The 12,350-nt window shown below is 72.2% G+C and carries 10 protein-coding genes, 1 tRNA gene, 1 other RNA gene and 1 pseudogene; 10 read left to right on the top strand and 3 right to left on the bottom strand.

Annotation, left to right across the window (positions count from 1 at the left end):
- Positions 1-163: 163 nt before the first annotated feature.
- Positions 164-406, top strand: a pseudogene (locus AB0M28_RS00360) (hypothetical protein); the annotation flags it as partial.
- Positions 407-446: 40 nt separating this feature from the next.
- Here AB0M28_RS00360 and AB0M28_RS00355 read toward each other — a convergent pair.
- Positions 447-842: a helix-turn-helix transcriptional regulator gene (locus tag AB0M28_RS00355; RefSeq protein WP_365395216.1), complete on the bottom strand. Its 396-nt coding sequence runs from the start codon at positions 840-842 to the stop codon at positions 447-449.
- 342 nt (positions 843-1,184) lie between these two features.
- Positions 1,185-1,269 (bottom strand) — tRNA-Ser (locus AB0M28_RS00350).
- 108 nt (positions 1,270-1,377) lie between these two features.
- Here AB0M28_RS00350 and ffs point away from each other — a divergent pair.
- The 9 genes from ffs to AB0M28_RS00305 all read left to right on the top strand — a co-directional run bounded on the left by ffs (position 1,378) and on the right by AB0M28_RS00305 (position 10,558).
- Positions 1,378-1,474: signal recognition particle sRNA small type (ffs, locus tag AB0M28_RS00345), an RNA gene on the top strand.
- Positions 1,475-1,572: 98 nt separating this feature from the next.
- Positions 1,573-3,888 (top strand): DNA polymerase III subunit gamma and tau, encoded by a 2,316-nt coding sequence (locus tag AB0M28_RS00340; RefSeq protein ID WP_365395213.1) that lies wholly within the window; start codon positions 1,573-1,575, stop codon positions 3,886-3,888.
- A gap of 210 nt (positions 3,889-4,098) precedes the next feature.
- Positions 4,099-4,437, top strand: coding sequence for a YbaB/EbfC family nucleoid-associated protein (locus tag AB0M28_RS00335; protein ID WP_365395210.1), 339 nt, complete (start codon positions 4,099-4,101; stop codon positions 4,435-4,437).
- Positions 4,438-4,552: 115 nt separating this feature from the next.
- Positions 4,553-5,152 carry a recombination mediator RecR gene (recR, locus tag AB0M28_RS00330; protein ID WP_365395207.1) on the top strand — a complete coding sequence of 200 codons (600 nt, stop codon included), beginning with the start codon at positions 4,553-4,555 and terminating at the stop codon, positions 5,150-5,152.
- On the top strand, positions 5,145-5,807 hold the full coding sequence (locus tag AB0M28_RS00325; protein ID WP_365395204.1) for a DUF5063 domain-containing protein: 663 nt from the start codon (positions 5,145-5,147) through the stop codon (positions 5,805-5,807). Before recR ends, AB0M28_RS00325 begins: the two co-directional genes overlap by 8 nt.
- A 204-nt stretch (positions 5,808-6,011) precedes the next feature.
- Entirely contained in the window at positions 6,012-7,286 is a 1,275-nt protein-coding gene (locus tag AB0M28_RS00320; protein ID WP_365395201.1) for an aspartate kinase, read from the top strand.
- A 436-nt stretch (positions 7,287-7,722) separates the two neighbouring features.
- Positions 7,723-8,322 (top strand): SigE family RNA polymerase sigma factor, encoded by a 600-nt coding sequence (locus AB0M28_RS00315; protein ID WP_365395645.1) that lies wholly within the window; start codon positions 7,723-7,725, stop codon positions 8,320-8,322.
- On the top strand, positions 8,319-9,401 hold the full coding sequence (locus tag AB0M28_RS00310) for a hypothetical protein (protein WP_365395198.1): 1,083 nt from the start codon (positions 8,319-8,321) through the stop codon (positions 9,399-9,401). The genes AB0M28_RS00315 and AB0M28_RS00310 overlap by 4 nt, the downstream gene beginning before the upstream one ends.
- 335 nt (positions 9,402-9,736) lie before the next feature.
- Complete coding sequence (locus tag AB0M28_RS00305) at positions 9,737-10,558, top strand: SURF1 family protein (protein WP_365395195.1); 822 nt, start codon at positions 9,737-9,739, stop codon at positions 10,556-10,558.
- Here AB0M28_RS00305 and AB0M28_RS00300 read toward each other — a convergent pair.
- On the bottom strand, positions 10,488-12,311 hold the full coding sequence (locus tag AB0M28_RS00300) for a prolyl oligopeptidase family serine peptidase (protein ID WP_365395192.1): 1,824 nt from the start codon (positions 12,309-12,311) through the stop codon (positions 10,488-10,490). The two genes, AB0M28_RS00305 and AB0M28_RS00300, sit on opposite strands and share 71 nt — an antisense overlap.
- Positions 12,312-12,350 lie beyond the last annotated feature (39 nt).

Raw genomic sequence — 12,350 nt, 5'->3', positions numbered from 1 at the left:
GTATATGCGTTTGTACGGCAGGGCTGCCCGGGTACGGTCAACCGGGAGGTGGTCACCCGTGCCTCAGTCCGTATCCACTGCCCGATCCACTGCCCGGAACGCCGCGGCACTGACGCCGCAGGTCGCCCTGACCGGCGATCTGGCCCGGCCGGGCCCCCTGACGATGCCGGAGCTGCGCGCCTTCACCCAGCACCGCACCCAGGTCTCCTTCGAGTGCGCCGGCAGCGGCGTACGCAGCCACACCTTCACCGGCCCGCTGCTGCACGACGTGCTCTCGGCCGCGGGCCCCGGCTTCGCCGCCGGGGAACGGCGGGACCGCCTGCGGTTCCTGATCGCGGTGCGCGGCGCGGACGGGCACCACGCGGTCCTGTCCTGGGCGGAGATCGACCCCGACTTCGGCCGGAGCGGGGGCCGCGCCGACGGCGGATCGCGGCTGATCCCCGCCGTCAGACCCGGTCGATGTGCACGTTCGTGGACTTCACCCGGGCGGTGGCCTCCATCCCGACCTCGAGCCCCAGCTCCTCCACCGCCTCGCGGGTGAGGAGCGAGACCAGGCGGTGCGGCCCGGCCTGGATGTCGACCTGGGCCGCCACGTCACCCAGCTTGATCGCCGTAACGATGCCCGGGAACGCGTTGCGGGCCGAGGTGTAGGAGGCGTCCTCGCCGTCACCCGCACCACCGGCGATCTCCACGGAGAACGCGGCCAGATCCGCCCCCGCGATGAGCCGACGCCCACTGTCATCCCGGTGGGTCGCCACCCGCCCGGCATCCGCCCACCGCCGGGCGGTATCCGGACTCACCCCGAGCAGTCGGGCAGCCTGCCCGATCGTGTAGGACTGCATGCGCGCCAAGATAGGCCATCCCGAACAGGCACCCCGAAGCCCACACCACACCGCCCCGCCGCCGACGCATCACGGCCGAACCCTCGCTCGCCATACGCGTCCGACACCCGGCCCAACTGGCCATCACCGTCGACGCAGTCCATCAGGGACGTGCTCGGCATCGGGGTTGTAGCGCCAGGTCCAGCCGCCGCTCACCCGGCGTGCGCCTGGCGCTTCACAGCCGGCGCCCTGTTTGCCATGAATACCTGATCCAGGTGAGACCGGGACCAGGACCGCGGCACGCACGAGGGCCCCGACCGGAAACCCGGTCGGGGCCCTCGTTTCGCCTGTTCAGGCGGAGTGCGGAGGATACGAGATTCGAACTCGTGAGGGGTTGCCCCCAACACGCTTTCCAAGCGTGCGCCCTAGGCCACTAGGCGAATCCTCCGTGGAGAACATTACAAGACGTTGAGGGGTGCTCGCGAACCCGATCCGGGGAGGTCCGGGAGGAGCGGGGGGAGGGGTCTGGAGCGGGCCGGGGATCGGGTAGGCTTGGGCTTGCCCCTCACGTGGCGCTATCTCGCTGAACTCCCCCAGGGCCGGAAGGCAGCAAGGGTAGGTGGGCTCTGGCGGGTGCGTGGGGGGCGCTTGCTTTTCCCGGCCGGTTCCTCCCGTCGGTTCCTCCCCGCCGGAGGGCCGTGGTTTCTGTGGTGGAGCTCACTTGTCGGCGGGCACCGATATCGTCGGAAGCGTGTCGCAGCTAGCCCTCTATCGCCGTTATCGCCCCGAGACCTACGCCGAGGTCATCGGGCAGGACCACGTGACCGGTCCGCTGCAGCAGGCGCTGCGGAACAACCGGGTCAATCACGCCTATCTCTTCAGCGGGCCGCGCGGCTGTGGCAAGACCACCAGCGCGCGGATCCTGGCCCGGTGCCTGAACTGCGAGCAGGGGCCCACGCCCACGCCGTGCGGTGAGTGCCAGTCGTGCCGGGACCTGTCCCGCAACGGGCCCGGGTCGATCGACGTCATCGAGATCGACGCCGCCTCGCACGGTGGCGTCGACGACGCCCGTGAGCTGCGGGAGAAGGCCTTCTTCGGGCCCGCGGCCAGCCGGTACAAGATCTACATCATCGACGAGGCCCACATGGTCACCTCGGCGGGCTTCAACGCCCTGCTGAAGGTCGTCGAGGAGCCGCCGGAGCATCTGAAGTTCATCTTCGCCACGACGGAGCCCGAGAAGGTCATCGGGACGATCCGGTCGCGGACCCACCACTATCCGTTCCGCCTGGTGCCGCCCGGCACCCTGCGCGACTACCTGTCCCAGGTGTGCGCGGAGGAGCAGATCGCCGTCGAGGAGTCCGTGCTGCCCCTCGTCGTACGGGCCGGAGCGGGCTCCGTGCGTGACTCCATGTCCGTCATGGACCAGCTGCTGGCCGGGGCGACCGAGGGCGGTGTGACGTACGCCATGGCGACCTCCCTGCTCGGGTACACCGACGGATCGCTGCTCGACGCCGTCGTGGACGCCTTCGCGGCCGGGGACGGGGCCGCGGCCTTCGAGGTCGTCGACCGCGTCATCGAGGGCGGGAACGATCCGCGCCGGTTCGTCGCCGATCTGCTCGAGCGGCTGCGCGACCTGGTGATCCTGGCCGCTGTGCCCGACGCGGGTGAGAAAGGTCTCATCGACGTCCCCGAGGACGTGCTGGAGCGGATGCGCGCGCAGGCCGACGTCTTCGGCGCCGCGGAGCTGAGCCGTGCCGCAGACCTCGTCAGCGAGGGGCTCACGGAGATGCGCGGCGCCACCTCGCCGCGGCTGCAGCTGGAGCTCATCTGCGCCCGGGTGCTGCTGCCCGCCGCCTACGCCGACGAGCGGTCCGTACAGGCGCGGCTGGACCGGCTGGAGCGGCAGGCCCAGTCCGGTACGCCGATGCCGGCACCGGCCGTCGGGTACGTTCCCGGGCCCGAGGCACACCGGTCGGGACCGGACGCCGCCCGCGCCGCGATCGCCGAGCGCGGGGGGCCCGTACAGCCTGGTCAGGCCGGGCAGCCTGATCAGGCCGGTCAGGCCGCACACCCCGGACAGCCCGGTCACCCCGGACCGTCCGCACAGACCGGTCAGTCCGCACCCCCCGCACCCCCCGCCGCCCCCGAGCCTCCGCCCGAGCCCGCCCCGCCCGTACGCCAGGCCCCCCAGCCCTCCCAGCCCCCCGCCACGGGCGGCCCGGGCCCGGCGCAGCAGGGGCGCCGCCCCGGCGCCTGGCCGTCCGCCGCCGCGCCCGGCACCGGCGCGTCCGGCGGTGGCGCGCCCCAGGGCGCCGCGCCCGGTGGCCCCGGTCAGCCCGGCCCGGACCAGGGCGCCGCGCGCCCCGGTGCCTGGCCCACCGCCGCCGCGCCCGGCGCGGGTCCGCAGGGGAGCGCCCCCGCCCCCCAGAGCGCGCCCCCCGCAGCACGGCCCACCGCCGCGTCCGCCGCCCCGGCGGCCCCCGCACCCGCAGCGCCGCCGCCCGCCGCCAGTCCGCAGGGCGGCGCGGCCTCCGTACGCCAGATGTGGCCGGACATCCTGGAGGCGGTCAAGAACAAGCGCCGCTTCACCTGGATCCTGATCAGCCAGAACGCCGTCGTGTCCGGCTTCGACGGCACCACGCTGCAGCTCGGCTTCGCCAACCCCGGCGCCCGGGACAGCTTCGCCGGCGGCGGCAGCGCCGAGGTGCTGCAGGAGGTGCTCGCCGAGCGCTTCGGCGTGCAGTGGAAGGTGGAGGCCATCGTCGACCCCTCCGGCGGATCCGGACCCGGAGCCGGGGGAGGCGCCGCCGCGCCGATGCGCCAGAGCGCCCACGCACCGGCCCCCGCCCAGGCCCCGCCGCCCGCCGCCGCGCCGCGCCCGCCGATGCCGCCGGCCGCCGCCCCGCCCCCCTCCTACGGCGAGCCCGAACCCGGCCCCCCGCCGCCCCCCGAGGAGGACATCCCCGAGGACGACGATCCCGACCTCGACGAGTCGGTCCTCTCCGGCCACGACCTGTTCGTACGCGAGCTGGGCGCCACGGTGATAGAGGAGATCCCGCACAACTGAGACCGGAGCCGGCAGCGCCCCCGCCTGGGCGGGCCCGAGCGACGGGGCCCCGCGACGCCGGGGCACCCCGCCCCCCGTCCGCAGTCCCTCGTCCTTACGGACCGCCCCGTGTCCTCCGTACGGCGTAGGGCGGCGCGGCCGGGGAACACGTAGGCTCGCAGTACCGGCGTACAGCCGGACCGACGCAGTCGAAGGCAGGAGCGACAAGCCGTGTTTCCCGGTGGTGGCCAGCCCGATATGCAGCAGCTGCTGCAGCAGGCCCAGAAGATGCAGCAGGACCTCGTAGCCGCGCAGCAGGAGCTTGCCGAGACCCCCGTCGAGGGCACCGCGGGCGGCGGGCTCGTCAGGGCCACGGTCACCGGATCCGGTGAGCTGACGGCCCTGGTGATCGACCCCAAGGTGGTGGACCCCGAGGACACCGAGACGCTCGCCGACCTGATCGTGGCCGCGGTGCGCGACGCCAACGTCTCCGCCCAGCAGCTGGCCCAGGAGAAGCTCGGGCCGCTGGCCCAGGGCCTCGGCGGCGGCCTGCCCGGCCTGCCGTTCTGAGTCCTGGCCGGCCGCCGACGGCCCGGCGCAGGATGGCGGGCAAACCCGCCGGTACCAACTAGCGTTATGCCCTAGGCGTTTTGAGTGAGGGCGTCCAGCAGGGAGAGCATCGATCGTGTACGAAGGCGTCGTTCAGGACCTCATCGACGAACTGGGCAGGCTGCCCGGCGTCGGTCCGAAGAGTGCCCAGCGCATCGCCTTCCACATCCTGCAGTCCGAGCCGGCGGACGTACGGCGGCTGGCGCACGCGCTGCTCGAGGTCAAGGAGAAGGTCCGGTTCTGCGCGGTGTGCGGCAACGTCGCGCAGGAGGAGCAGTGCCGGATCTGCGCCGACCCGCGCCGCGACGCGACCGTGCTGTGCGTGGTCGAGGAGCCCAAGGACGTCGTCGCCATCGAGCGCACCCGTGAGTTCCGCGGCAAGTACCACGTGCTCGGCGGCGCGATCAGCCCGATCGAGGGCGTCGGCCCGGACGATCTGCGGATACGGGAACTGCTGACCCGGCTCGCGGACGGCACCGTCACGGAGCTGATCCTGGCCACCGACCCGAATCTTGAGGGAGAAGCCACCGCCACCTATCTGGCCCGCATGGTCAAGCCCATGGGTCTGAAGGTGACGCGGCTGGCCAGCGGTCTTCCCGTGGGGGGAGACCTCGAATATGCCGACGAGGTCACGCTGGGGCGGGCCTTTGAAGGGAGGCGCTTGCTCGATGTCTGATGCCACACTTCACCAGTCCGACCAGGACCCCGACAGCTTCGCCGTGCAGATCGCCGACTCGGTCGAGTCGTTCATCGTCGCGGTGACCGAGGTCGCCAAGGGCGACGAGCCGGCGTCCGCCGTGCCGTTCCTGCTGCTGGAGGTCTCGCAGCTGCTGCTCGCCGGCGGGCGGCTCGGGGCGCACGAGGACTTCGTGCCGGACGAGCGGTACGAGCCGGACACCGGGCCGGAGCCCGACGTGGACGACCTGCGGGAGCGCTTCGCGGAGCTGCTGAGGCCCGTCGACGTCTACTCCGAGGTCTTCGATCCGTACGAGCCGCGCAAGGCGCCCGTCGCCTGCCGGGTCTCCGACGATCTCGCGGACATCGTCACCGATCTGCGGCACGGCCTGGCGCACTACCGCGAGGGGCGGGTCAGCGAGGCGCTGTGGTGGTGGCAGTTCTCCTATCTGTCGAACTGGGGCACCACCGCGAGCGCGTGTCTGCGGGCGCTGCAGTCGCTCGTCGCGCACGTACGGCTCGACCAACCGCTCGGCGAGCTCGACGGGCTCGACACGGACAGCGAGGCGTCGCTGGACGACGGGCAGCTGGAGGAGGAGGCCGGCCGCGTGATGGCGGCGGAGATCGCCGAGCCCCTCGGCCTGCGCACGGTCTAGCCACGGCGTACGGGAACGGGCGGCGTACGGAAACGGGCGCGGGCGCCGTCCGGGAGGGCGCGCGCAACCGGCGCCCGTCCGTGTGACCCGCGCCACCATTGCGTGTGGCCGTCTCACTGGGTGGGAAGGGAGCGCTGCTGAACCGGGCCGCGCGTCCGGTTTCAGTAGACTGAGCCGACCGACACACCTTTGCGAGGAGCGCACGTGGGCCTTGTCGTGCAGAAGTACGGCGGCTCGTCCGTAGCGGATGCCGACGGCATCAAGCGCGTCGCCAAGCGGATCGTGGAAGCCAAGAAGAACGGCCACCAGGTGGTCGTCGTGGTCTCCGCGATGGGCGATACGACGGACGAGCTGATCGATCTCGCCGAGCAGGTATCTCCGATCCCTGCCGGGCGCGAGTTCGACATGCTGCTGACCGCCGGAGAGCGGATCTCCATGGCCCTGCTGGCGATGGCGATCAAAAACCTCGGCCACGAGGCGCTGTCCTTCACGGGCAGCCAGGCCGGCGTGATCACGGACTCCGTGCACAACAAGGCGCGGATCATCGACGTCACCCCCGGACGCATCCAGGGAGCCATCGACCAGGGCGCCGTCGCGATCGTCGCCGGTTTCCAGGGTGTCTCGCAGTCCACGAAGGACATCACCACGCTCGGCCGCGGCGGTTCCGACACCACCGCGGTGGCGCTGGCCGTCGCGCTCGGCGCCGAGGTCTGCGAGATCTACACGGACGTCGACGGCGTCTTCACCGCCGACCCGCGTGTCGTGAAGAAGGCCCGCAAGATCGACGAGATCCCGTTCGAGGACATGCTCGAGCTCGCCACCAGCGGCTCGAAGGTGCTGCTCGGCCGCTGCGTCGAGTACGCCCGCCGCTACAACATGCCCATCCACGTCCGCTCCTCCTTCTCGGGGCACCAGGGCACGTGGGTGCGCAACAAGCCCGAGGGAGAAGAAGCAGGCATGGAACAGGCGATCATCTCCGGGGTTGCGCACGACACCTCCGAGGCGAAGATCACGGTCGTCGGCGTGCCGGACAAGCCGGGTGAGGCCGCGCTGATCTTCCGCTCCATCGCGGACGCGGACATCAACATCGACATGGTGGTACAGAACGTCTCCGCCGCCTCCACGGGTCTGACGGACATCTCCTTCACCCTGCCGAAGACCGACGGGCACAAGGCCATGGAGGCGCTCACCAAGGCGCAGCCGGGCATCGGCTTCGAGTCGCTGCGCTACGACGACCAGATCGCGAAGATCTCGCTCGTCGGCGCGGGCATGCGGACCAACCCCGGCGTCACGGCGGCCTTCTTCGAGGCGCTGTCCAACGCCGGCGTCAACATCGAGCTGATCTCCACCTCCGAGATCCGGATCTCGGTGGTCACCCGCGAGGACGAGGTCAAGGAAGCGGTGCGCGCGGTGCACACCGCCTTCGGCCTGGACAGCGAGACCGACGAGGCCGTGGTCTACGGCGGCACCGGCCGCTGACCGTTCCGGGAACGTACGACGGGCCGAACGCGACGTTCGGCCCGTCGGTCGTGTCCGGCCCACCGGACGCGTGTGCCGGTTTGTCCCCATGTCGATTCCGGATGTGACGGAACCGTTGGCCTAGACAACTTGTCCGGGGGACCACTTTCGATCGACTATTCAGTCCCGGCCGTCGACTGCAACCGCAACCGGCGACCGGGGCGTCTATGTCTGTGCCCAGCAAAGGCGATCGCGTTCTGGAAGCGGGCATCAGGGAAGAGTTGGGTCGCATGAGGGCATGGGGTGCATGGGGTGCATCGCGCAGAAGATTGCCTGACGCGTACAACCCTGACGGGGGGAAGCGTGTCCAACTGGCGTGGCAGAAGCACTCACGATCGCGACTCTCCCGGCCGGCCCGTCGCTGCGCCCTCAGCGACGCCCCCGGCTGCGCGAGGGGATGCCGGTGATAGCCCCCTGGCCGTCCGGACCGGCGGCTACCCCGGCGACCCCCTCGGCAGCCTCGCCGGAGGCAGCCGCCGTGGGTGCTGAGACCCTCGCGGAAGGCACGACGGTCGACCACCTCACCGAGACGTACCGGCTGCACTACCGGTCGCTGCTCGGCCTGGCCGCCCTGCTCCTGGACGACACCGCCTCGTGCGAGGACGTCGTACAGGAGGCGTTCATCCGCGTACACTCCGCCCGCAAGCGGGTAAGGGAACCTGAGAAGACCCTCGCCTATCTGCGGCAGACCGTCGTCAACCTGTCCCGCTCGGCACTGCGCCGTCGCATCATCGGGCTGAAGCTGCTCTCCAAGCCGATGCCCGACATGGCCAGCGCCGAGGAAGGGGCGTACGAGCAGCTGGAGCGGGACCAATTGATCAAGGCGATGCGCGGTCTGCAGCGCCGGCAGCGTGAGGTTCTGGTGCTGCGGTATTTCGCGGACATGACCGAGGCGCAGGTGGCCGAGACTCTCGGTATCTCCCTCGGTTCGGTGAAGGCGTACGGATCACGGGGGATAGCGGCGCTGCGAGTCGCGATGGGAGCCCCTGCATCATGACCGAACGCAAGAGCCCGGCGGACATCCCCGCTCAGCGGGGCGTCGGGAACACCTCCGGCCTGGACACACCGGGGCTGGACGAGGACGCGCTGCGCGGACTGCTGCGCGGGGCGGTGGACGACCTCGCGCCGAACCCCGGGGCGCTCGATCATCTGCGGTACGCCGTGCCCGCCCGGCGGGCGCGCAAGCGGCAGTTGGTGGTGGGCGCGGCCGCGCTGGCGGTGCTGGCGGTGGCGTCCGTGCCCGCGCTGGTGCGCAGCGGCGCCATCATCGACGGCGGGGACAAGCCCGTGACGGCGTCGAGCAACCACGCCACCCCGAGTTCGGGGAGTACGACGGGGGTCGACGACGGCCAGGAGGGCACCGAGGGCCCCTCGTCGGGCGAGAAGGGCGAGAAGGGCGAGGCGACCGCCGGCCCGGACGACGACGGTAGCTCCGCCACGGGCGGCGACACGGGGAACGTGACCCAGGCCGAGGCGCCGGCCTGCGCCTCGGGCGACATCCAGGAGGAGTACGCCCAGAGCGGCGAGCCCAACAGCGCGGGCATCGTCACCGGCGAGATCGTGATGGGCAACCGGTCGGACAAGCCCTGCACGGTGGAGGGTGTCGGCTCCGTGCAGACGGCCGCGACGGGGTCCGGCAACATCGACGTCGCGGTGCACACCGACGGCGACGAGGCGTCCGCGGTGCTGCCGCCGGCGTCCGACGCGCCGGAGACGATCACGCTGGCCGCGGGCGAGACGTACCGGGTGGCCTTCGCGTTCGTGCCCGCGCCCGAGGCGGCGCAGCAGTGTCCGGCGGACGGCGGCTCGTCGCCGAGCCCCGAGCCGACGAAGGACGCGGAGCAGACCACGGGCGGCACGGGATCCGAGACGGCGACGGGTGCGGGTGACACGCTCAACGACCCGTCCACGCAGCTGATGTACTCCGACGGCGGCACGGGCGAGGAGGCCCCGCCGGCCGAGGAGACGCCCATCCAGATCACGCACACCCCGGAGGCCGGCGGCGAGACGGCGTCGGTGACGGTCCCCGCCACGTGCGTCGGCACGGTCTACTACACCCCGCCCCTGGAAGGCTGACGGCCCCGCCGGGCGTCCCCGGGGCTCCGCCCCGGCCCCCGGCGGGTCGGGGTCGCCCGGGTCGGCCGCGCCCGCGGAAGGGAACGGGCTACGCCCCGCACCCGCCCCGCAGGGATGCGCCGTCGCGCGGATGCCCACCAGGCACGGATGCCCCCCGGCAGGGGATGCCCACCCGGCAGGGACGCCCCCCGGCAGGGACGCCCCCCGGCAGGGACGCCCCCCGGCAGGGACGCCCCCCCGGCGGGGACGCCCACCCCGCGCGCGTGCCCCGCCCCACGGAGGCACGGGCCCACCCGGTGCAAAAGCGGCGCAGACGCATCTCGTACCGTTGAGGGGTGTACCGGTTCCTGCGTACCCCTCGATGGTGGGCGATCAATCTGTTCGCCCTCCTCGCCATCCCCTTCTGCTTCTTCATGGGCAGCTGGCAGCTCGGGCGGTTCGAGGACCGGGTCGACAGCCACCAGCAGCAGGAGGAGCGCGCCGGTGAGACGACCGGCCGGGCGCGTCCCGTCGACGCGCTGCTGCCCGTCGACACCAACACCTCCGGGCAGACGGCCACCGCCACCGGCCGCTACGACAAACAGCTGCTCGTCCCGGACCGCACCCTCGACGGCAAGCGCGGCTACTACGTCCTGACCCTGCTGCGCACCGACGGCCCCGGCGCCAAGGCGCTGCCCGTCGTCCGCGGCTGGCTGCCGGGCAAGGCGGACCCCGCCGACCTGCCCGCTGCGCCCACCGGCACCGTCACCGTGAGCGGAGCGCTGCAGGCGTCGGAGACCCAGGGCGCGCCCGGGGTCAACGCCGGCGGCGGGCTGCCCGAGGGCGAGCTGGGCATGATCAGCGCCGCCTCGCTGATCAACATCGTCGACTATCCGGTGTACGACGGCTGGGTCACCCTGACCGAGGCCGACGGGGGCATGAAGCCCGTCCCGCCGACCGCGGCGCAGGGCACCGGCCTGGATCTGAAGGCGTTCCAGAACCTCGGCTACACCGCCGAGTGGTTCGTCTTCGCCGGCTTCGTCGTCTTCATGTGGTACCGCTTCTTCCGGCGTGAGCTGGAGCTCGCCCGGGACGCGGAGCTGGGACTCACACCTCCCGACCCGACTCCGGAGCCAGATGACGCAGCGCGAAATCAAGCTCCAGCCGCAACTGCTTGATCCGCTCCTCCACGACCAGCGACCCGTGCCCGGCGTCGTACCGGTACACCTCGTGCGGATGGCTGCGGTCCCGGAGCCGGTCCACATAGTTGTCGATCTGCCGGATCGGGCAGCGCGGGTCGTTCACCCCCGCCGAGATGTAGACCGGCGCCCGCACCTTGTCGACGTACGTCAGCGGTGACGACGCCTCGAACCGCTCCGGGACCTCCTCCGGCGTGCCGCCCAGGAGCGTGCGGTCCATCGCCTTCAGCGCCTCCATCTCGTCGTGGTACGCCGTGACGTAGTCGGCGACCGGGACGGCGGCCAGGCCCAGCGTCCAGTCCTCCGGCTGCACCCCGAGGCCCAGCAGTGTCAGATAGCCGCCCCACGAGCCGCCCGCCAGCACGATCCGCTCCGGGTCGGCCAGCCCCGAGGACACGGCCCACTCGCGCACCGCGCCGATGTCCTCCAGCTCGATCAGGCCCACCCGGTGCTTGAGGGCGTCCGTCCACTCCCGGCCGTACCCGGTGGAGCCGCGGTAGTTGACCCGCACCACCGCGAAACCGTGGTCCACCCAGGCCGCCGGTCCGGCGGCGAAGGCGTCGCAGTCGTGCCAGGTGGGCCCGCCGTGGATGTCGAAGACCGTCGGGAACGGCCCCTCACCGGCGGGCTTCTGCACCAGCGCGTGCACCTTGCCCCCGGGCCCGTCCACCCACACGTCCTCCACTGCCACGGACGCCGGCGGCCGCTCACCGGGCGCCTCGAGCACCACCGCGCCGCGCGTGTTCCGTACGACGGGCGGCTCGGCGGCCGAGGACCAGTGGAACTCCACCGTCCCGTCCGGCCGGGCCGACGCGCCCGACACCGTGCCGGGCGGCGTCTCGACCCTCGTCAGGGCGCCGTCCGCCAGTTCGTACCGCCAGATCTCGCTGCGCGCCTGGTAGATGTGCACGACGAGCAGCCCCGAGCCGTCCGGGTACCACTCGGCCGACACGTCCCCGGGCAGGTCGAGCCGCAGCTCCGTCAGCTCCCCGCCGACCGGATCCCAGATCGCCGGCTCCCACCGGCCGCGCCGCTGGTGCCCGATGAGCAGCCGCGAGTCCCCGGCGACCGGCGCGAAGCCCAGCACCTCCAGGCCCAGCTCCTCCGTCCCGCCCGCGGTGTCGTCGAGTTCGCCCACGACCGTGCCGTCCAGCCGCATCACCCGCAGCGCCGAGTGCATCGCGTCCCCGTGCTCGGTGTGCTCCACGGCCAGCAGCGAGCCGTCGTACGAGAGGTCGCCGACCCCCGCCGACTCCCGGTGCCGGTAGACCACGTACGGCTCGCCCGCGGGCCGTACGACGTGGATCGTCGTGCCCTCCTCGTCCGTCGACCGGCCGATCACCGCCGTGCCGTCCCGGCCCAGCGCCAGCCCCGCCGGATAGGCGGGTTCGACGCCCGGCGCGGCCGGCTGGTCCTGGCCGATCTCCGCACCGGCGAAGGGCTGGCGCATCCACACGCCGAACTCGTCCCCGTCGGTGTCCGAGAACCACCAGATCCACTGGCCGTCCGGCGTCAGCGTGCCGTCCGTCGTACCGTTCGGCCGGGCGGTCACCTGGCGTTGCTCGCCCGTCTCCCGGTCCCAGGCGTACAGCTCGAACGTGCCCGTCACGTTGGAGACGTACAACGACCTGTCCGGTGCGTCCTCGGCCCACTCGGGCAGGCTGACGCGCGGCGCCCGGAAGCGCTTCTCCCAGTCCGGCGTGGACTCAGTGCTCTCGCTCATGCCGTTCATTGTGCTTGCACGCCACGACAATCGGGTGGCGAGCGCCGT

It is taken from the genome of Streptomyces sp. NPDC051940 (assembly GCF_040680895.1).
Lineage (GTDB): Bacteria > Actinomycetota > Actinomycetes > Streptomycetales > Streptomycetaceae > Streptomyces.
Note: the sequence above shows the minus strand (reverse complement) of the source record. Positions and strands in the feature narration are given on the sequence as shown.